The organism is Kribbella sp. NBC_00662, from assembly GCF_041430295.1.
Lineage (GTDB): Bacteria > Actinomycetota > Actinomycetes > Propionibacteriales > Kribbellaceae > Kribbella.
In genome coordinates, this window is the sequence record NZ_CP109029.1 from 5,213,161 (window position 1) to 5,232,416 (window position 19,256).

The window sequence follows — 19,256 nt, forward strand, 5'->3', positions numbered from 1 at the left end:
CGACTTGCCGCAGCCGTACGAGCTTTCCGCTCCCCGGCTGCCGCTGCCTGACATCTTCGAAACTTCCACCGGCGACCGGAAACGGTTCGCCGGTGTTGTTGTTTCTGCTACCCGGTGGTCTGGTTCCGGTCCGATCTGACAAGGACCAAGGACATGACCATCAGCAGGACTTTCATCGACTTCTTCATCGACCGCGACCACGTCCCGACCACCGGGTCCACGCTCATCCCGCGGCTGGGTGATCCGGTGCTCTTCACGACCTCCGGGATGCATCCACTCACGCCGTACCTGGAGGGCGAACCTCATCCACTGGGGCGCAGACTCGTGGGTATCCAGCGCTGCCTGCGAACCACCGATCTCGACGAGGTGGGGGATCCGACCCACCTGACCGTGTTCGAGATGCTGGGCTCGTGGTCGCTCGGCGACTACGGGAGCAGCGAGACGCTCAAGTGGGGCTACGAGCTGCTCACCACCCGCTTCGGCCTCGACCCGCGGCGCCTGTACGTGACCGTGTTCGGCGGTGACGAGCAGGTGCCGCTGGACCAGGAGTCGCTGCGGACCTGGCAGGAGCTCGGCCTGCCGATCGAGCTGACCACCGAGGACAACTGGTGGTCGAACGGCCCGACCGGTCCGTGCGGCCCGGACTCGGAGATCTTCGTCTGGACCGGCGACGGCGAGCCGGAGGGTACGCCGACCACGGACGACCGCTGGGTCGAGGTGTGGAACCACGTGATGATGCGCTACCGCCGCCTCGACGACGGCTCGCTCGAGCCGCTGAAGCAGCAGAACATCGACACCGGTCTCGGACTCGAGCGGCTGACGATGCTGCTCGAGGACAAGCCGTCGGTGTACGAGACCTCGCTGTTCGAGCCGTGGATGCGGATCATCCCGAAGCTGTGGAAGCTCGACGAGCGGTCGCAGCGGATCGTGATCGACCACCTGCGGTCCAGCATCGTGATCGTCGGCGACGGCGTGCACCCGTCGAACACCGGCCGCGGGTACGTGCTGCGCCGGCTGATCCGCCGGATGCTGACCACGCTGTGGCGCGACGACGACAGCCGTTCGCTGTCCGATGTGCCGATCGAGCTCTTCGAGCACACGCTGGACCACTTCCACCAGGGCGAGACGGTGACGCTGATCCGGCGGATCCTGATCGACGAGGAGATCCGGTTCAGCAACCTGCTCGACCGCGGCCGCAAGGTGCTCAGCCACGAGCGCTTCCACAAGTCGCTCGACGACACCGACTACGAGTACCTGCACGAGACCCACGGCCTGCCGCGGGAGTTGGTGGATTCGCTCAGATGACGGGGTCCAGCACGTCGGTGCGGGGAGCGTCGGAGTCCGGAATCTCCGGAGACGCGACCTTCCCGACCGACGACTGGGCCACGAACGCGCCGGCCAGGACGATCACGCCGCCGATGATCTGGTTGGTCCGCAGCGTCTCGCCGAGCAGGATCAGCGCGAAGATGCACGCCGCCACGACCTCGACGTACGCGACCGCGCCGGCAATCGCCGCCGACAGGCGCTGCACCGCGGCCGCACCCGCCAGGTAGGCGACGACCGTACTCACCAGGATCAGCCAGGCGGCCATCACCCAGCCGGGTGCGTGCCGGTGGCCGATCGCGATCGTGTCGACGAGCACGTGCCACGGTGTACCCCAGGGCGCGGCGACGAAGGTGAGTGCGACGGCGCCGACCACGCTGCCGGCCGCGGTCATCACCAGCGGATCCGCGGCGCCGGTCAGCTTGTCGATCAGGATGAAGTACGTCGCCTGGCAGGCGGCCGCACCGAGCCCGGCGAGCAGGCCGATCGGGTCGATCTGCAGTCCGGTCCAGATCTCGGCCACCGTCGCGAGGCCGACGACCGCGATGCTGACGCCGATCGCGGCCGACCGCGGTACGGCGACCTTCTGCCCGAACTTCAGCCAGGCGACCACCAGGATCGGGCCGGAGAACTCGAGCATCAGCGCGACGCCGACCGGCAGCCGGCTCGCCGCGAGGAAGAACAGCGTCTGGCAGCCGGCGATCCCGGTCAGGCCGTAGAGCACGAGCGCCTTCCAGGAGGCCCGTGCCGCGCGCAGCCCGGCCCGGCCGCGGAACGCGAGCACCAGCGGGACGAGTACGGCGGCGGCGCCGAGGATGCGCAGCCAGGCCGCCTGCTGCGGCGTGAACCCGGCCCCGATCAGCGCCTTGGCGAACGGTCCCGAACCGCCGAACGTGACCGCGGAGAAGATCGCGAACCCCAACCCCACCGACTTCGTGCTGTACATGGGCATAACGCTCTCATGCTCATTACAGAACTGTCGAGAGAGATCTCAGAGGACGTTCACCGCGCGGGCTGCGACCACCGCGATCGTCAGCAGCGAGATCAGCGACTGGATGCCCATCAGCGTCTTGGTGCGCGCGGTCAGCGGCATCGTGTCGGTCGGGCTGAACGCGGTCGCCGCGGTGAGGGACACGAACAGATAGTCGGTGAATCCCGGCAGCCAGCGTTCCCAGCCGGGCAGATCGACGGTGAGTTGCGGGAACAGCAGGTCGACCCGCTCCTCCTTGCGCTCGTGCTCGGGCGCCCGCGCGAACGGCCCGCCGCGGTCGATCTCCCAGTACCAGATCGCGAACGCGACGACGTTGGTTACCCAGATCACGACAGCGCCCTTCACCAGCACACCACCGCTGTTGGCGGCACCATGGTTCAGGAAATAGATCAGGCCGCCCAGGTACACAGCGTTGGTGACGACCAGCACCCCGATGAGGACGAGGGCGACCCAGCGGAGCCAGGGCTCGTCCCTGGACAGGTGGAACGGGTTCATCCACACCAGCGGCAGCAGGAGCAGGAGCCCGAGGCCCGGCAACAGCCATTGCGGAAGCACGTTGATCTGCGTCGGCACGAGCACCTGCAGGATCAAAGCCGCGCAGACCGCCAGGGACGCCGGCCATCGCCGGGTGTGCCGCGTCGTCGGCGCCGGGGGTTTCTGAACCTTGTTCACCCCTGCATTCTGTCCCCGAAGCCGCGCTAGCCGACGGAAGCGTCGACGACGGCCTGTCCCACCTCGGTACGCCGGTAATGGACCTGATGACCGGTACGACGACGTGTGGCGAGACCGGCGTCGTACAGCGCGGAGAGGTGTTCGGCGACTGTTGCCAGGGCCAGGCCGTACTGGTCGGCGAGTGCGCTGGTGGTGGCCGGCGGGTCGAGTGCGACGAGGAGGGTGGCGCGCGTGCGGCCGAGGAGACGGGCCAGCGGGTCCGGGGGAGCGGGTGCGTCGGACCAGAGGCGAGCGGCGCCGCGGGCCGGGTAGACGAGAGTCGGGTGGTACGCCGGGTCCGCGACGATCACGAGGTACGGCCAGGCGAAGACTCCGGGCACGAGGAGGAGTCCTTGTCCGGTGAGGTCGCGGTCCTCGGAGCGGTACCGGGTCACGATCAGGCGGTCGTCCTCCCAGGCGAGCGTCGGGTGCAGGTCGTCGAACAGGCCGGCCAGGCCGCCGTCGGTCAGTTGCTGACCGCGGTAGGCGATGTCGTCCTCGAGGACACGGCTGATCAGCGGCCAGTCGGGCTTGATCAGGCTCTCCCAGGCGCTCTCGATCTCGTCCGCGAGCCGGTCGCGGGTGCCGGCCAGATCGTCGAGCATCTTGTCGATCTCGGGTGCCGCCGGGTTCTTCAGTTCGTCCCGCGAGCGGATCAGCTCAGTGCGCACCGTCTCGAGCGGGGTGCTGCGCACGCGGGCGATCTCGGTCGCGAACTTCGCCCGGGATGCCTTGGGCGGCGGCGTCAGGAAGTCCGGTGTGAACCCGACGCGAGGCTGGACGGCCTTCAGCCCGCGGAGATCCAGTTGGCTCGCCGCCTCGCGATTCGCGTCGATCCAGTCGCCGTACAGCGGCCGGTGCTTCGACCCGTTCAGCACGCGGACGGCGGACATGGTCTCCCACAGCGGCGAGGCCCCGAACCGGCAGCGCAGGGCATCCGCCTGCGTGAACCGCAGTACGGTCATGAGCGCGAACTTTCGGCCACAACCAAAACTCTACGCCGGGTGGCGAGCGGTCGTGCACGCTCTCGGCGTGAGGTCCTACGGAGCTGTCCTGAGCGTTCCCGGCATGCGGGCGGTGTACTCGGCGCACACGGTCTCGATGGTGGGTACGGTCGGTGCGCAGGTCGCGCTGTCGATCCTGGTCTTCGAGCGCACCGGGTCGCCGCTGCTGTCGGCGCTCGTCCTGGCGTGTTCGTTCCTGCCGTACGCCGTCGGCGGCGTGCTGCTGTCATCGGTCGCGGACCGGTTCCCGGCGCGGCGGGTGCTGGTGGTGTGCGATCTGCTCAGCGCGGCCTGCGTGGCCGCGATGCTGGTGCCCGGGATGCCGGTGGCGGGGCTGCTCGGGCTGTTGCTCGGGACCGGGCTGATCGCGCCGCTCTTCGCCGGAGCGCGGGCCGCGAGCCTCGCCCACCTGCTGCCGGCAGACCTGTTCCCGATCGGCAGATCGTTGCTCCGGGCAATCAGTCAGGTCGCGGTGCTGAGCGGGTTCGCGCTGGGCGGGATCGCGGTCGCGCTGGTCGGTGCGAACTGGTTGCTCGCGCTGGACGCGGTGAGCTTCGTCGCGTCGGCCGTCCTGATCGGCGCGGGAACGCCGTACACGCCGCCGGGTGAGCGGAAGAGCAACACGGTCCGGGACTCGTGGTCCGGGCTGCAACTGCTGTTTGCCAACCGAAAGCTTCGCTACCTGATTCTGCTGACCTGGGTGGCCCCGGCGTTCTCGTCGGTGCCGGATGGACTGGCCGTCGCCTACACCGGCCAGGTCGGCGTCGCCGCCGCGGTTGCCAGCGTGTTGTTCACTGGCTATGCGGTCGGCTCTGTACTCGGCGAGCTCGTCGTCGCACGGTTTCCCCCTTCCGTGCGACGACGGCTCGTCGTCCCGTTCCTGCTCACCAGCCAGCTCCCGGCGATCGCGTTCCTGGCTGAGCCGCCGATACCGGTCGCCGCCGTACTGCTCGCGATCGCCGGCGCCGGCTACGCGTTCAACCAGGGCGTCGACCCGCTGATCCTGCAGTCCGTCGAGCCGTCGTACCGCGGCCGCCTGTTCACCGTCCAGACCAGCGGCCTGATGGCGATCCAGGGCATCAGCATCGCCCTGGCCGGCGTGGTCGGCTCATTCCTTGCGCCCAACCTCACCATCGCCGCCGCCGGCATCCTAGGTACGGCGACCACCCTCCTGATCGCCCGTCAGGCCCTCACCACGGAGCTACGGCGTCCAGCGAGTCAGGTCCTCTGAAGACTCCGGTCGGGCCGTCCGCGGGCAGTGTTGCCAAGGCGACCGGGACGGCTGCTCCGTCTGTGACCGTGCGCTCGCCGCGCGGGACCGAGGCCTGGGAGTTGAGGTCGGTCGGGACCAGACCGGGCGTTGCGGCGTTCACCTTGATGCCGTCCGCGCGCAGGGCGCTGGCGTAGACGAGGGTGAGCGCGTTGAGGGCGGCCTTCGACGAGCTGTAGGCGAGCAAGCCTTGGGTGGCCAGGCGGCCGTCCAGTTCGGAGAGGAGGTTGACGGAGCCGAGACCGCTGGACATGTTCACGATCCGGGCGTTCGGCGACTGTCGCAGCAGCGGTACGAACGCGTGGATCGCGGAGACGACCCCGAACACGTTCACGTCGTACGCCGTGCGTACCTGCTCGGCTGTGATGTCCGCGACCGACGTACCCCATTCGGCAACGATGCCGGCGTTGTTCACCAGCACGTCCAGCCGGCCGGAGTCCGCCTCGACATGCTTCGCGGCTGTGTCGACCGACTCCACGTCGGTCACGTCGAGCTGCACGAACCGTACGTCGAGGCCCTCGCCCTCGAGCTCTGCCGCGGCGGCCGAGCCCAGCTCCGGGTTGCGTGCCGCCAGATAGACCGTGAGCCCGCGCAGGCCGAGTTGCCGGACGATCTCGCGGCCGATGCCTTTGTTTCCGCCCGTCACCAGGGCGACTTCGTTCTGATTCATGTCCCCAGTCCAGCGCGGAACCCCCGGTGCGGACCAACACCGATCAGGTGGTCCGCCATACCCTGGAGGTATGCCGGAACCTGAGATCCGCGAACTGCGGTACTTCCGCGCGGTCGCCGAGGACCTGAACATCACCCGCGCCGCCGAGCGGCTGGGGATCGCCCAGCCGCCGCTGTCGCGCGCGATGCGTCAGCTCGAGCATCGGCTGGGCGTCGACCTGTTCGACCGCTCGGGGACGCGGCTGGAGCTCACGGCGGCGGGGGAGACCCTGCTGAAGGAGTCGGGTCCGGTGCTGGACGCGTTGGACTCGGCGGTACGGCGGACGCAGCGGGCCGGGGCTGTTGCCGGGGGACTGGTGGTGACGGCGAAGCCCGGTGTCGCGACGGAGTTGCTGCATCGCATCGTGGCGGAGCTGCGGGACGAGCTGCCGGGGGTTCAGGTCGTGGTGAGTGGGTTCGGGGAGCAGGCGGACATGGTGCGGGACGGGCGGGCGGATGTGGCGCTCGTCAGTCGGCCGTTCGAGGATCCCGGACTGGAGATGGAGGAGTTGTACACCGAGCCCCTGGGTGGCGGCGTTGCCGGCCGGGCACGAGTTGGCCGAGCGCGACGTGTTGCACGCAGAGGATCTGGCCGGGATCCCGGCGCCGCGGTGGAGTCGGTCCAATGTTGCTGAGCGCAACTACTGGTCGGCGCGGCCGGACGATCCGGTGGAGGGGCCGATCGTGCAGGACTCGTCGCAGTTGCTGGAGGTGGTCGCGTTCGGGCAGGCGGTCGCATTGGTCCCGCAGTCGATGGCCGAACGCAACATCCGCCCGGACGTCGTCTACCGACCGGTGGCCGACGTCGAGGCATACCGCATGTACGTGGTCTGGCCGGCCGGCAGCCGCTCGAAAGAATTGGCCCGCTTCGTGGAAGCAGCGATCAGGCACTCGGGCGGACGGCCAACGGTGCCGTGACGAGCAACAAAGAGAAGGCGGCTGGTCTGCTGCAGTGGCCGTTCACCGGGGGTGCGTGAGGCCGACGGCTGCGGGGCGGTAGGACGGGAGGGCTTCGGCGAGAGTGGGGTAGTGGTCTACGGGGCGGGTGGCGCCGGTGGCTCGGATCAGGTCGGCGAGCCATTGGGCGGCGCCGGAGGCGCGGAGCCAGCCGCCGTTCTCGACGGCTAGTTGGTGGGCGTCGGCGAGGACGTCGAGACCAGCGGCTTCCATCGCGGTGACGCGGCGGAGGTCGACCACGAGGCGGGGCAGTTTGGTGGTGATCACGTGGCGCAGTTCGTCGGCGAACGCGGACAGCGCGCTGACCTCGACCGGGCCCGCCACCCGGACGATCGCGCACTCACCGACGGCACTCCAGTTACAGGCGAAGGGGCGGTTCACATCGGGTTTCATGTCATGACCTGTACCCCGCGGCTAACGTCGCGAGCGTCAGTCCCGGCCCAGGATCCCCTGCTCGTACCCCTTCGCCACCGCCGCCGCGCGATCGGTGACGCCGAGCTTGGTGAAGACGTGGCTGAGATGGGTCTTCACCGTGGCCTCGCTGATGAACAGCTCACGGGCGATGTCGCGGTTCGGCGTACCCTTCGCGACCAGCTCCAGAACCTGCCGTTCGCGCGCGGCCAGCGGACTCGGCGCCGGCGTACGGACGGCCGTGACCAGCCGGGACGCGACGGCGGGGGAGAGCACCGTGCGACCCTCGGCCGCCTGGCGGACCGCGTTGAACAGGTCATCCTGCGGTGCGTCCTTGAGCAGGTAGCCGGTCGCGCCCGCCTCGATCGCCGGCAGCGTGTCGGTGTCGGTGTCCCACGTGGTCAGGACCAGAACCTTCGACCGGATGCCCCGCCGGGTCAGCTCGGTGATCGCGTCCAGGCCGCCACCGCCGGGCATCCGCAGGTCCATCAGGATCACATCCGGGTCGAGGTCGGCGGCCAGCTCGACCGCCTCCACACCGTTCGAGGCCTCGCCGAGCACGGTGAAACCCGGCTCCGACTCGAACATGCCGCGGAGGCCGTTGCGGACCACCGGGTGGTCGTCGACGAGGATCAGCGAGATGTCAGGCATGGGGCACCAACGGTACGCGAGCCGACACCGCCGTACCGAAGCCTGGTTCGGCCTCGACGGTGAGAGATCCGGCGATGCGTTCGGCCCGGGCTCGCATGCCGTCGAGGCCGAAGCCGCCGGTGCGGGTGCGGGCGGGTAGCGACATCGGGTCGAAACCCTTGCCGTCGTCGCGGACGTCCAACGTGACCTCGCTGTCCATGAAGCTGAGCGTGACGCCGACCCGGGTGGCCGCCGCGTGTTTGGCGACGTTCGCCAGCGCCTCCTGGGTGATGCGCAGGATCGTCGCCGAGATCTCACCGTGCAGGTGTTGCGGTGTCCCGGTCACCGTGAACTCTGCCCGTACGTCGCTGCGCTCGCCCCACTGGTCGACGATCTTCCGCAGGGCTTCCGGGAGGCCGTCGTTCGAGAGGCCGACCGGGGCGAGGTTGTGGACCGAACGCCGCGCCTCGCCGAGGCTGTGCCGGGCCAGGTCGGTCGCGAGGCTGACGTGGTCCTTGACGGTCGCCGGGTCGGAGGTGTTCGCGACGACCTGGAGCTGGGCGATGATGCCGGTCAGTCCTTGCGCGATGGTGTCGTGGATCTCCGCCGCCAGCCGGCGACGTTCGTCCGCGATACCCGCCTCGCGGGCCTGGACCAGCAGCTGTGCCTGCAACGCGGCGTTCTCGTCGTGTGCCTGCTGGAGCTCGGCGATGGTGGCGGCCCGCGCCCGCGACCGGGCCTCCTCCTGGTCGGCGAAGTGCTTGGCGACCGTCAGCAGGGCGTTGTTCGCGATCAGCAGGCCGGCGAACACCAGCCAGCGCGCTGCGTCGTGCACCGGGATGCCACTGGCCTGGGCCGCGGAGACCGGGATGGAGCAGGCGAACAGCGCGAACCGTCGCGTCCGCGGGCCGGGGATCCGCTCGTCGGCGTCGTAGTACCCCGCTGCGGCGTAGAACGCGAAGAATCCGTTCAGGAGGGTGAGCGCGAAGCCGATCGCCCACCGGAGCACGTAGTACCCGATGGACACTCGGTCCGGGGCCTGGTGGCGGGCGCCGATCGAGCTCCAGCACAGCTCCAGGACGAGAGCGGCCCCGACCAGCACGGCGGCCACGGTCCGTTGGTCGTTGAACGGCGTGATCAGGCCGGCCGTCACGACAGCCAGGAAGGTGCCTAGGGCGAGCAGGAAGTACGGCGCCCAGCGGCGGAAGACTTCCTGCCGCCGCTCGAGGGCGTCGCCCGTCGTCCCTGCTTCCACCGTCACCGTCCCAGTTTGCATTACCGGTCGATCATTCCCAGCGGAACCACTTGGCGGCGGCCGCGGACAGGAGCACTGCCCACACGGCCAGGACGCCGAGGTGGAACCACGACGGCCAGTCGCCGGCCGCTGCCTGGCCGAGTGCGCGGGCCGCTGCACCGAAGGGGGTGAGCTCGACGATGTGACGCAGTACGTTCGGCATGGACTGCACCGGCAGCCAGACACCCGCGCAGAACATGCTCGGGAAGAACACCGCGGAGCCGATCGCGGTGGCGACCTTCGCGGTGTGGGCGAGGGCGGACACCAGCGCTCCGAGTGCCAGGGCCGCGGCCGCCGCGAGGAGCAGCGCCAGCGCGTAGCCGGCCGCCTGCTTCGGCAACCGGACATCGAAGGCGAGCCGGCCGATCGTCAGGCAGACCAGCGCCGACACGACCGCGGCCGAACCGTTCAGTCCCATCTGCGCGGTCAGCAGTGCGGACGGCTTGACCGGGGTCGCCGACATCCGGCGGAGGATGCCGCGCTCGCGGTAGCCGGTGATGATCGGCGGCATCGTCTGCAGACCGGTCACGATCAGCGCGACCAGGACGAGGATCGGCACGTACAGGTCGATGATCCGCAGCCCGCCGAGGCCGGGGTCGACCTTCCGGAACGCCGGGATGCACCCGAGGATCACCAGCAGCAGCGGCGGGAAGCCGAGGATCCAGAACAAGGTCCCGGGCTCCCGACGGAACAGGCGGGCCTCGGCACGCAGTACGGCGGCGCGGGGCGAAGGGCGCCGGACCGGCGCGGTGGTGGCGATGGCGCTCATCGGGTGGCTCCTGTGAGGTCTAGGAATGCGTCGTCGAGGGTGGCGTCGGTGACACGGAGTTGGTGGGCGGTGATGCGGTGCCGGGCGAGCAGCGACAGCACGGCGGTGACGGTCTCGTCGGTGCCGCCGAGCGTGATCCGGCCGTCCTTCTGCTCGATCGACGCGAGCGCCGGCAGCGCGGCCAGGTCGACGTCGTCGAGCGGGGCCGATGGCGTAAACGAGATGACGGTCGATCCCGCCGTACGGCTGATCAGTCCTTGAGGTGTGTCGAGCGCGGTGATCTTGCCCTTGTCGATGACCGCGATCCGGTCGCACAGCCGCTGGGCCTCTTCCATGAAGTGCGTGACCAGGAGGACGGTGACGCCGCGGGCGCGGACGTCCTCGACGACCTCCCAGGTGTCGCGCCGGGCCCGTGGGTCGAGGCCGGTGGTCAGCTCGTCGAGTACGACGACCTTGGGATTGCCGATCAGCGCGAGCGCGATGAACAGGCGCTGCTTCTGGCCGCCGCTGAGTACGCCGAAGCGCGAGGTCAGCTGGTCGGTCAGGCCGAGCCGCTCGGCCAGCGGGCGCCAGTCGGCCGGGTTCGGGTACAGGGCGGCGTACAGCTCGAGTGCCTCGCGGACGGTCAGCTTGGCCTGCAGTTCGCTCTCCTGGAGCTGCGCGCCGAGCACCTGGGTGACGGCCGCGTGGTCGGCGATCGGGTCGAGCCCGGCGACCCGGACCAGGCCGCTGTCGGGGACGCGCAGCCCCTCGACGCATTCGACCGTGGTGGTCTTGCCGGCGCCGTTCGGGCCGAGGATCCCGAAGATCTCGCCCTCGTCGACGGTGAAGGACAGGTCGTCCACGACGGCGCGGCCGCCGTACGACTTACGCAGGTTGCCGACTTCGACGATCGGCCTGTTCGTGGTCATGTATCGAGCTTCGCCGACCGACCACCCCGCCGGCATCGCCCATCGAGCTCGAGGCGGCATCAGCCATATGGCTGATCCCGCCCTACAACTGGACCTGCTTGCTCAGTTGACGGTGATCCTGTCGACCTCGATCGTGAGGCCCTCGACGAGCGGCGTCGAGGCGCAGGTCAGTCGGCGATGGAAGAAGTTGGAAAAGACCAGAGAAAAGGAAGAAAAGACAGAGCGCTATTCAGAAGCCCTCAAGAGAAGAAGGGCAGAGGAGACGCAGAAAAAGACAAGAAAATAGAGTGGTTGGGAGCCTGGCTGGCTCGGTCTGTGCGTCCGGCGTTGCCTGTTCGCCGGTGATCGGCGTGTCGGGAATGCGGCGACCCACCGTATGTGAAGGATTGGAGCTACCACACGACAAAACTTCATACAGGTGGGTCGGTGCGGTATCACTCTGCACTCGGGCTCGCCTGCTGGCCGCGTCCATGCCGGGCGCAGGAGGCCGCCACGGCCGCCGCCCAATCACCGGATGCGGCTGGGAAACCATCCTTGACGGCTACACCTGGTACGCCGTGCCGCCTACAAACATCATCTGCATCACCAGCCGCCTCGGGTTCTACCGCCTCGGCTGGTGACTTCATCAAGGCGCGTAGCTGCCGGAGGCTCCGCGACGCCCTGCACAACGTTGGCCTGTGTCCATGTTGAGCGCGGAATCCTGCCGTGACCGACCGGTCCTCGCATTGGCGGCTGACCTCGACCGTGGGACCTGACGCGATGGTGAGGACGCGCGCGTTCGGCTTGTAAACAAGGGGTTTCGTCGGTTGGGCCGATTTGGCGGGCGAGAGACGAGCAGGTAGAATCGAACACATGTTCGACGCTGATCTGAGTGAGCTTGCGGCGGCCGACCTGTTGGAGTCGGCCGTCGAGCATCGCGTGATGGCCAATCAGGCCGACGCGCGGCTGCTGGAGCATGCGCAGATCTACGCCGACCGGTTCCACCCGTCCACCTGTGGCGTGAGGCTCGGCCGCCGGTCCTGTGATGGGCGGGAGCGGGCCGTGGTGCTGGGTGGTGAAGGCTGTCCGGAGATCGCGGAGTTCGCGATTGCCGAGTTCGGTGTCGTGCTCGGGATCTCGCCGATGGTGGCCGCGCGGTTCATCGGCGAGGCGTTGGCGTTGCGGCACCGGTTCCCGTTCACCTGGGCGCGCGTACAAGCCGGTGACGCCACCCCGTGGAAGGCACGCCAGCTCGCATCCGCGTGCGTGAAACTGTCCGAGGAAGCCGCACGGTACGTCGACCAACGCATCGCGCCGCTGATCGACTCGATCACGCCGTACCGGCTGGACAAGATCATCCGCGCGGCCAGACTCCACGCCGATCCCGACCTGGCCCGCGACGAGGCCGCCGAGGCAGCAAACGAGCGCGGCGTCTTCGTCGGCCGCAGCGACGACCACGGCAACAAAACCCTGTTCGCCAAGGCTCCCGCCGCCGCGGTCATCCGGCACGACGCGACCATCGCCGCGATCGCCGACGCCCTCCAGACCTTCGGCGACACGCGCCACCTCCAACACCGCCGCGCCGACGCCATCGGCATCATCGCCGACCCCCGCTACGCCCAAGAGCTCCTGAGCCAAGCCCGCAACCACCCAGCCCCCGAGCGCCGGACAGATGCCACCGTCCCAGGTGAGGTGGGTGTTTCTTCTCCGAGCGCCGACCGGCGCGGTACTGCGATGCGCCCGCCAACCCCGCGACACGACACCCCGAACGCCAACGAGGCCAACCCGACCGACGACTGCGGCCCCGCCCATCGCCTACTGCGGATGGATGAGGCGTCCGGCCGTGGATCCGTCGGTGGAGCCGACCGTGGAGCCGACCGTGGAGCCGACCGTGGAGCCGTCGGTGACTCCCTCAATGGGACGGCCAGCGGCGGGGTCAGTGACGGGGCCAGTGATGGATCGGACCACAGCGAGACTTCCCCGTCAGGCGATCCACCCGAGCCGCCCGACGACCCGTTCCTTCACGGCTCCGAGCCGCGTGAACCCGACCTGCCGGCTGACCCCTTCGACAGTCGGGCCATGAGCTACGTCCCTGGTCCACGGACACAACCCGATCCAAGGCTCCCGATGGACCCCGCGGCCCAACGGGCACTCGACGCACGCCTGGCCCAGATCAAACAGGCGGCCTACACCAACCCCACGAGCCCGGCAGGACAGGTACGTCCCGGGCACACCGAGATCTTCGTCCACCTCACCGACCACACCCTCGCCACCGGCAACGGTGTGCTGCGCGCCGAAGGAATCGGCCCGCTGCTCGCCGACCAACTCACCGAGCTCGTCGGCCACGCGCCGTACGTCGTCAAACCGGTGATCGACCTCAACGACGCCGTCAGCGCCGACGCCTACGAGATCCCCACCCGGATCCGCGAACGCGTCCGACTCACCTACCCCGTCGAACTGTTCCCGTACGGCACCCGCGAAACCCACCACACCATCGACCTCGACCACATCCAGCCCTACAACCCGTACGGCCCCGCTGGCCAAACCAACACCCACAACCTCGCCCCGCTCAGCCGCTACGCCCACCGGGTCAAGACCCACGCCCCAGGCTGGAACGTCCGCCGCGTCGACACAAAAACCCTGGAATGGACCACACCCCACGGCTTCACCTTCCAGGTCAACCCCACCGGCACACACCGCCTGCCCGGTTTCACAACCGACAGCTGACCTGAGCTGGATGCGGGCGACTTGCTCTGCGTTCTGACCCAGTTCCTCGCCTTCGCCCCCGACTACTTCGCGTAGAGGGCCTCGACGTCGGCGCCGTGCTTCTCCATCACGATGTGCCGGCGGAGCGAGAGCTTGAGCGACAGCTCACCGGACTCCTGGGTCCAGTCGATCGGCAGGATCGAGAACTTCTTGATCGCCTCCGCGTGCGAGACCGAGGCGTTCGCGTCGTCGATCGCCTTCTGGATCTCGGCGATCAGGTCCGCGTCCTGGGTCAGCGCGGCCGGGTCGGTCGGCTTCCCGCGCCCGGTTGCCCACGGCACGATGTTCTCCGGGTCGATCGTGATCAGCGCGGCGATGAACGGCTTGCCGTCGCCGACCACCATGCACTGGCTGACCAGCGGGTGCAGCCGGATCTGGTCCTCGAGCAGCGTCGGCGCGACATTCTTGCCGCCGGCCGTCACCAGGATCTCCTTCTTCCGGCCGGTGATCCTGATGAACCCGTCGACGTCGAACTCGCCCAGGTCGCCGGTGTGGAACCAGCCGTCGGCGTCGATCGCGGCCGCGGTCGCCTCGTCGTTCTTCCAGTAGCCCTGCATCACCTGGCCGCCCTTGAACAGCAGCTCGCCGTCGTCCGCCACCGCGACCGTCACGCCGGGCAGCGGCCGGCCGACGGTGCCGATCCGGATGTCGTCGGGCAGGTTCACCGACACGGCCGCGGTCGTCTCGGTCAGGCCGTAGCCCTCGAGGACCGGTACGCCGATACCGCGGAAGAAGTGACCGAGCTTGTCGCCGAGGGGCGCGCCACCGGAGACGGCGTACTGGACCTGGCCGCCGAGGACGGCCCGCAGCTTGCCGTAGACCAGCCGGTCGAACAGCATGTGCTTGGCCTTCAGCCCGAACGAAGCGCCGCCCTTGTCCTGGGCCTGCGAGTACGCGATCGCGGTGTCCGCGGCGGCGTCGAAGATCTTGCCCTTGCCGTCGGCGTGCGCCTTCTGGCTGGCCGAGTTGAACACCTTCTCGAACACTCGCGGCACGCTCAGGATGAAGGTCGGCTTGAACGCGCCGAGGTCCTCGACCAGGTTCTTCACGTCGGCGCTGTGGCCGACCTTGACCCGCTTCATCACGCAGCCGACCTGGATGATCCGGGCGAACACGTGCGCCAGCGGCAGGAACAGCAGCGTGCTCGCGCCGGTGGTGTCGAAGAGGTTGTCGAGGATCTTCACCGCGGGCCCGAGCTCGTCGAGGAAGTTCGAGTGGCTGATCTTGCAGCCCTTCGGGCGTCCAGTCGTACCGGAGGTGTAGATCAGCGTGGCCAGATCGGATGCCGTGACCGCCGAGCGACGCTTGTCGAACTCGGCGTCGCTGATGTCCTGACCGAGGGCGGTGAGCTCGTCGATGGCGCCGGCCTCGATCTGCCAGACCTCCTGCAGTGCAGGCGCCTCGGCCCGGGCGGACTCGACGACCGCGCCGTGGGTTGCGTTCTCGACGACGGCGACGACCGCTTCGGAGTCGGTCAGGATCCACTGGATCTGGGATGCGGAGGAGGTCTCGTAGATCGGCACCGTGACCGAGCCGATGCTCCAGATCGCGTAGTCGATCAGGGTCCACTCGTACCGCGTCGGGCTGAGCAGGGCGACCCGCTCGCCGGGCTTGACCCCGGCGGCCATCAGGCCCTTCGCGACACCGGTGACCTGCTGGGCGAACTCGGCCGCCGTCACGTCCTGCCAGCCGCCGCCCGCCACCCGGCGGCTGAACACCGCGGTGTCAGGATGGGACGACGCGTTCGCCCACACCGGGTCGCTCAAGCTCCCACTGGCGGGTTCGGTCACAGCAGGAACGGTGTACTCACGCATCCGCGTCGTCTCCTCAGTCGGTCACGAATTGTCGACTTCCGGCGCACGCTACAGTCACCTACCCACAAGTAGCCACCTTTATGTGACCCAAGGAACTAGGTTCGAAGGCATGCCCACGCTCGACATCAGTTGCGACGACCTGGTCGTTGCTGATCCAGCCTACGTCGCCGAGCGACTCGGATCGGACACCCTCTGGCGCGAGTGGTGGCCGGACCTGACCCTGACACCGTCCGAGCGACGCGGCGTGGAGGGCGTCCGCTGGGCCGTCACCGGCGCCGCCGTCGGTACGGCGGAGTGGTGGCTGGAACCGGTTCGCGACGGGGTCGTCGTGCACTGGTACCTGCGCGTCGACCCGGCCCGGCCGGTCCGCGGCCGTGCGGTCGAACGACTCAAGGAGCGGTACGTCGCGTCGTACCGGGAGCACCTGTGGCGGTTCAAGGACGAAGTGGAAGCGGGCCGCGCGGCGGGCGAACGACGTACCTCGTCCGATCCCGCGATAGTCTCCGTTGAGGACCCCGAGACCGACACTGAGACCCGACCGGCGAAGAGGTGAATCGATGGCGGAACAGACCACCTCGACCATCCAGGTGAACGCGAGCCCCAAAGAAATCATGGCGGTGATCGCGGACTTCGCGGCGTACCCGGAGTGGGCCGACTCGATGCGGGAGACCGAGGTGCTGTCCACCGACGAGGCCGGCCGGCCGAACAAGGTGCGTTTCAAGGTCGACGCCGGCGCGATCTCGGACGAGTACACGCTGGCCTACGTCTGGTCCCGCAACGAGGTGACCTGGACGCTGGTCGAGGCGAAGATGGTGAAAGGCATGGACGGCGCCTATGTGTTGAAGGACCTGGGCGCGGAAGGGACCGAGGTGACGTACCGGCTGGCTGTCGACGTGGCGATCCCGATGATCGGGATGCTCAAGCGGAAGGCCGAGAAGGTCATCATCGACACCGCCCTGAAGGGCCTCAAGAAGCGCGTCGAGTCCTGATCCAGTGACTCGGGTTCTGCTGTATACGGGTAAAGGCGGGGTCGGCAAGACGACCTCCGCCGCGGGTACCGCCACGCTCGCCGCACTGCGCGGGCTGCGGACGCTGGTGCTGTCGACGGATGCCGCGCACTCGCTGTCGGACGCGTTCGACTCCGAGGTCGGGCCGGAGCCGACGGAGATCGACGATCTGCTGTTCGTCCAGCAGATCGATGCCCAGCGCAAGTTCGAGCGGTCCTGGGGTGACATCCAGAACTACCTGCGGTCGGTGCTGCACATGATCGGGGTCGACCCGATCGAGGCCGAGGAGCTGACCGTGCTGCCCGGCGCCGCGGAGGTGCTCGCGCTGCTCGAGGTGCGCGACCACGTCCGGTCCGGGCGCTGGGACGTGATCGTCGTCGACTGCGCGCCGACCGCGGAGACGCTGCGGCTGCTGGGGCTGCCGGAGGCGCTGAACTGGTACCTCGACCGGATCTTCAGCGCCGAGCGGAAGATGATGCGGACGTTCCGGCCGTTCATCAACCGCGGGGCCGGTCTGAGCCGCGGGTCGAGCCTGCCGGTCCCGGACGACAACGTCTTCGACGCGTTGCGCCGGCTGCAGAGCGACCTGTCGGACATCCGCACGTTGCTGGCCGGCCCGGACGCGTCGGTGCGGCTGGTGCTGACGCCCGAGGCCGTCGTGGTCGCCGAGGCGCGGCGGTCGCTGACCAGGCTCTCGCTGTACGGGTACCGCGTGGACGGTGTCGTGGCCAACCGGGTCTTCCCGGCGGCCGGTGCAGACACCTGGCGGCGGCAGTGGGTCGCCGCGCAGCGCGGGATCCTGGAAGAGGTCGCGGACTCGTTCCGGCCGTTGCCGATCTGGGAGTCGCCGTACCGGGTCTGTGAGCCGGTGGGGGTCGAGGAGCTGGCGGCGTTCGCGGTCGAGATGTACGGCGGGGACGACCCGTTCGCGCGTGCGACCGACGAGACCTCGTTGTGGGTCGACCGGCATATCGACACCGACGGGCGGACGTACACGCTGACGATGCCGTTGCCCTTGGCATCGGCCAGCGAGCTGGAGCTCGCCCGGCACGGGGACGAGCTGATCATCACTGTCGGGTCGTACCGTCGGGTGCTGCCGTTGCCGGCCGCGCTGGCGCGTGGGGTGGTCGCGGGTGCGCGGCTCGACGAGGGGCGGCTGCAGGTGCGGTTCGCGCCGCGGGAGAGCGCGCGACCGGTCGCCCCGTCCGAGGTGCCCAGCGGGTCGGGGCCGCTGGAGTCGGCGCAGGAGCTGGCCCAGGGTCTGACAGCGGAGTACCACGAGCAGCTGGCCCGCCGTACGGCGGCGATCGGAGAGAACCTGTGAGCAAGGAGCCGGTCGGCTCGGTTGCCGAGGAAGCGGCCAAGCTGTTCGCCGTACTCCAGGATGCTGCGGGGACTCCTCGGGACGAAGAAAAGCACGAGCACAAGCTGGGGCCGGACTGTGTCTGGTGTCCGGTGTGTCAGCTCATCCACAAGGTGCGGAACACCAGCCCGGAGACGATCGAGCAGCTGTCGACGGCGGCCGCGCAGGTGCTGGGTTCGTTGAGATCTCTGCTGGAGGCCGCGGCGGACGCGGCCCGGCAGGCGCGGGAGGACGCAGCGTCGCGGCCGAAGAGTCCTGTGCAGCCCGAGGAGGAACCGGCCCCGCTCAAGGTGGACCGGATCGACGTGAGTGAGGACCCCGAACCATGGGACTGACCATCGGCATCGATGTCGGCGGTACGAAGATCGCGGCCGGTGTGGTCGACGAGCACGGCAAGATCGGGGCCCGCACGCACCGCAATACCCCGGCGGACTCCGTCGACGGGACCGCGACCGCGATCTGTGACGCGGCCGCCGAGCTGATCGCCGGGCACGAGGTGGAGGCGGTCGGGATCGGCGCTGCCGGGTTCGTCTCGTCGGACCGGTCGACCGTGCTGTTCGCGCCGAATCTGGCCTGGCGGGACGAGCCGCTCGGCCTGCGGGTGTCAGAGACACTGAAGATCCCGGTGGTGGTGGAGAACGACGCGAACGCAGCCGCCTGGGGCGAGTTCGCGTTCGGTGCGGCGAAGGACGTCGAGCACATGCTGTGCATCACGGTTGGCACCGGCATCGGCGGTGCCGTGGTGAGTGAGGGCGAGATGCTCCGCGGCGCTCACGGGGTCGCGGCCGAGCTGGGGCACATGCGCGTCGTACCCGGTGGGCATCGGTGCGGGTGTGGGTCGCGGGGGTGCTGGGAGCAGTACGCATCCGGACGGGCGCTGGTGCGCGAGGGACGGGCCCAGGCCGAGTCCGGTTCGATCGCGGCGGCGCAGATGCTGGGCGTGTGCGGGATCACCGACCCGGCGGAGCTGACCGGGCCGATGATCACCGAGGCGGCGATGGCCGGCGACCCGTGCGCGGTCGAACTGCTCGAGGACCTGGGCCGCTGGCTCGGCGAGGGCCTGGCGAGCCTCGCGACGATGTTCGACCCGAGCCTGATCGTCATCGGCGGCGGCGTCAGCGCGGCCAAGGACCTGCTGATGAAGTCCGCCGAGGTCGCCTTCGAGAAGGTCCTCCCGGCCAAGTCCAATCGACCCCACCCCACCTTCACCCTCGCCCAACTAGGCAACGACGCCGGCCTCATCGGCGCCGCCGACCTGGCCAGGCACCCGGCTCCTGTCCAGGTCCCTGCTCGGTGATCTGGGATACTGGAGGCGGACCGGCGGGGGTCGGGGGTACCGCGAGGAAGG

The 19,256-nt window shown here is 69.1% G+C and carries 23 protein-coding genes; 12 read left to right on the forward strand and 11 right to left on the reverse strand.

The genetic code is table 11. The annotated features are described in order from the left end of the window. Positions 1-153 precede the first annotated feature (153 nt). On the forward strand, positions 154-1,305 hold the full coding sequence (locus tag OHA10_RS26025) for an alanine--tRNA ligase-related protein (RefSeq protein ID WP_371401377.1): 1,152 nt from the start codon (positions 154-156) through the stop codon (positions 1,303-1,305). Here the strand turns inward: OHA10_RS26025 and OHA10_RS26030 are convergent. The 3 genes from OHA10_RS26030 to OHA10_RS26040 are packed head-to-tail and all read right to left on the reverse strand — an operon-like array spanning position 1,298 to position 3,990. Next, complete coding sequence (locus OHA10_RS26030; RefSeq protein ID WP_371401378.1) at positions 1,298-2,269, reverse strand: DMT family transporter; 972 nt, start codon at positions 2,267-2,269, stop codon at positions 1,298-1,300. The two genes, OHA10_RS26025 and OHA10_RS26030, sit on opposite strands and share 8 nt — an antisense overlap. 45 nt (positions 2,270-2,314) lie before the next feature. Further along, positions 2,315-2,986 carry a hypothetical protein gene (locus tag OHA10_RS26035; protein WP_371401379.1) on the reverse strand — a complete coding sequence of 224 codons (672 nt, stop codon included), beginning with the start codon at positions 2,984-2,986 and terminating at the stop codon, positions 2,315-2,317. 26 nt (positions 2,987-3,012) lie between these two features. Beyond that, positions 3,013-3,990 (reverse strand): DUF5937 family protein, encoded by a 978-nt coding sequence (locus OHA10_RS26040; protein ID WP_371401380.1) that lies wholly within the window; start codon positions 3,988-3,990, stop codon positions 3,013-3,015. 67 nt (positions 3,991-4,057) lie between these two features. On the opposite strand from OHA10_RS26040, the gene OHA10_RS26045 reads away from it, so the two are divergent. After that, positions 4,058-5,260: an MFS transporter gene (locus OHA10_RS26045; protein ID WP_371401381.1), complete on the forward strand. Its 1,203-nt coding sequence runs from the start codon at positions 4,058-4,060 to the stop codon at positions 5,258-5,260. On the opposite strand, the gene OHA10_RS26050 is transcribed toward OHA10_RS26045, so the two are convergent. Further along, positions 5,220-5,969 (reverse strand): SDR family oxidoreductase, encoded by a 750-nt coding sequence (locus OHA10_RS26050; protein ID WP_371401382.1) that lies wholly within the window; start codon positions 5,967-5,969, stop codon positions 5,220-5,222. The two genes, OHA10_RS26045 and OHA10_RS26050, sit on opposite strands and share 41 nt — an antisense overlap. Positions 5,970-6,039: 70 nt before the next feature. On the opposite strand from OHA10_RS26050, the gene OHA10_RS26055 reads away from it, so the two are divergent. Together OHA10_RS26055 and OHA10_RS26060 are read left to right on the forward strand one after the other, a co-directional pair. After that, entirely contained in the window at positions 6,040-6,642 is a 603-nt protein-coding gene (locus tag OHA10_RS26055; RefSeq protein ID WP_371401383.1) for a LysR family transcriptional regulator, read from the forward strand. Further along, the gene (locus OHA10_RS26060; protein ID WP_371401384.1) at positions 6,536-6,925 is read left to right on the forward strand and encodes a LysR substrate-binding domain-containing protein; all 390 of its coding nucleotides are present in this window, start codon (positions 6,536-6,538) and stop codon (positions 6,923-6,925) included. Before OHA10_RS26055 ends, OHA10_RS26060 begins: the two co-directional genes overlap by 107 nt. 42 nt (positions 6,926-6,967) lie before the next feature. On the opposite strand, the gene OHA10_RS26065 is transcribed toward OHA10_RS26060, so the two are convergent. The 5 genes from OHA10_RS26065 to OHA10_RS26085 are packed head-to-tail and all read right to left on the reverse strand — an operon-like array spanning position 6,968 to position 10,979. Next, on the reverse strand, positions 6,968-7,357 hold the full coding sequence (locus OHA10_RS26065; RefSeq protein ID WP_371401385.1) for an STAS domain-containing protein: 390 nt from the start codon (positions 7,355-7,357) through the stop codon (positions 6,968-6,970). A 36-nt stretch (positions 7,358-7,393) separates the two neighbouring features. Next, the gene (locus tag OHA10_RS26070; RefSeq protein ID WP_371401386.1) at positions 7,394-8,026 is read right to left on the reverse strand and encodes a response regulator; all 633 of its coding nucleotides are present in this window, start codon (positions 8,024-8,026) and stop codon (positions 7,394-7,396) included. After that, on the reverse strand, positions 8,019-9,266 hold the full coding sequence (locus OHA10_RS26075) for a sensor histidine kinase (RefSeq protein ID WP_371401387.1): 1,248 nt from the start codon (positions 9,264-9,266) through the stop codon (positions 8,019-8,021). Before OHA10_RS26075 ends, OHA10_RS26070 begins: the two co-directional genes overlap by 8 nt. A gap of 25 nt (positions 9,267-9,291) precedes the next feature. Beyond that, positions 9,292-10,068 carry an ABC transporter permease gene (locus OHA10_RS26080; protein WP_371401388.1) on the reverse strand — a complete coding sequence of 259 codons (777 nt, stop codon included), beginning with the start codon at positions 10,066-10,068 and terminating at the stop codon, positions 9,292-9,294. Then, positions 10,065-10,979, reverse strand: a complete 915-nt coding sequence (locus OHA10_RS26085) for an ABC transporter ATP-binding protein (RefSeq protein WP_371401389.1) — start codon at positions 10,977-10,979, stop codon at positions 10,065-10,067. The genes OHA10_RS26080 and OHA10_RS26085 overlap by 4 nt, the downstream gene beginning before the upstream one ends. Here OHA10_RS26085 and OHA10_RS26090 point away from each other — a divergent pair. After that, on the forward strand, positions 10,972-11,265 hold the full coding sequence (locus OHA10_RS26090; protein WP_371401390.1) for a hypothetical protein: 294 nt from the start codon (positions 10,972-10,974) through the stop codon (positions 11,263-11,265). The genes OHA10_RS26085 and OHA10_RS26090 overlap by 8 nt on opposite strands. A 296-nt stretch (positions 11,266-11,561) precedes the next feature. On the opposite strand, the gene OHA10_RS26095 is transcribed toward OHA10_RS26090, so the two are convergent. Continuing rightward, positions 11,562-12,596 (reverse strand): hypothetical protein, encoded by a 1,035-nt coding sequence (locus OHA10_RS26095; protein WP_371401391.1) that lies wholly within the window; start codon positions 12,594-12,596, stop codon positions 11,562-11,564. 190 nt (positions 12,597-12,786) lie between these two features. Here OHA10_RS26095 and OHA10_RS26100 point away from each other — a divergent pair, with 190 nt between their 5' ends. Beyond that, entirely contained in the window at positions 12,787-13,041 is a 255-nt protein-coding gene (locus OHA10_RS26100; protein WP_371401392.1) for a PT domain-containing protein, read from the forward strand. Positions 13,042-13,085: 44 nt separating this feature from the next. Continuing rightward, positions 13,086-13,685 carry a hypothetical protein gene (locus OHA10_RS26105; protein WP_371401393.1) on the forward strand — a complete coding sequence of 200 codons (600 nt, stop codon included), beginning with the start codon at positions 13,086-13,088 and terminating at the stop codon, positions 13,683-13,685. A gap of 62 nt (positions 13,686-13,747) precedes the next feature. On the opposite strand, the gene OHA10_RS26110 is transcribed toward OHA10_RS26105, so the two are convergent. Then, complete coding sequence (locus tag OHA10_RS26110) at positions 13,748-15,538, reverse strand: long-chain fatty acid--CoA ligase (RefSeq protein ID WP_371401394.1); 1,791 nt, start codon at positions 15,536-15,538, stop codon at positions 13,748-13,750. Between the two features lie 109 nt (positions 15,539-15,647). Here OHA10_RS26110 and OHA10_RS26115 point away from each other — a divergent pair, with 109 nt between their 5' ends. The 5 genes from OHA10_RS26115 to OHA10_RS26135 are packed head-to-tail and all read left to right on the forward strand — an operon-like array spanning position 15,648 to position 19,205. Beyond that, entirely contained in the window at positions 15,648-16,091 is a 444-nt protein-coding gene (locus OHA10_RS26115; RefSeq protein WP_371401395.1) for a polyketide cyclase / dehydrase and lipid transport, read from the forward strand. 4 nt (positions 16,092-16,095) lie between these two features. Beyond that, entirely contained in the window at positions 16,096-16,527 is a 432-nt protein-coding gene (locus OHA10_RS26120) for an SRPBCC family protein (RefSeq protein WP_371401396.1), read from the forward strand. A 4-nt stretch (positions 16,528-16,531) separates the two neighbouring features. After that, positions 16,532-17,869 carry an ArsA family ATPase gene (locus OHA10_RS26125; RefSeq protein ID WP_371401397.1) on the forward strand — a complete coding sequence of 446 codons (1,338 nt, stop codon included), beginning with the start codon at positions 16,532-16,534 and terminating at the stop codon, positions 17,867-17,869. Continuing rightward, a complete protein-coding gene (locus OHA10_RS26130) occupies positions 17,866-18,243 on the forward strand; it encodes a hypothetical protein (protein ID WP_371401398.1) in 378 nt (125 codons plus the stop codon). The genes OHA10_RS26125 and OHA10_RS26130 overlap by 4 nt, the downstream gene beginning before the upstream one ends. Beyond that, positions 18,234-19,205 (forward strand): ROK family glucokinase, encoded by a 972-nt coding sequence (locus OHA10_RS26135; protein ID WP_371401399.1) that lies wholly within the window; start codon positions 18,234-18,236, stop codon positions 19,203-19,205. The genes OHA10_RS26130 and OHA10_RS26135 overlap by 10 nt, the downstream gene beginning before the upstream one ends. Positions 19,206-19,256: the final 51 nt, after the last annotated feature.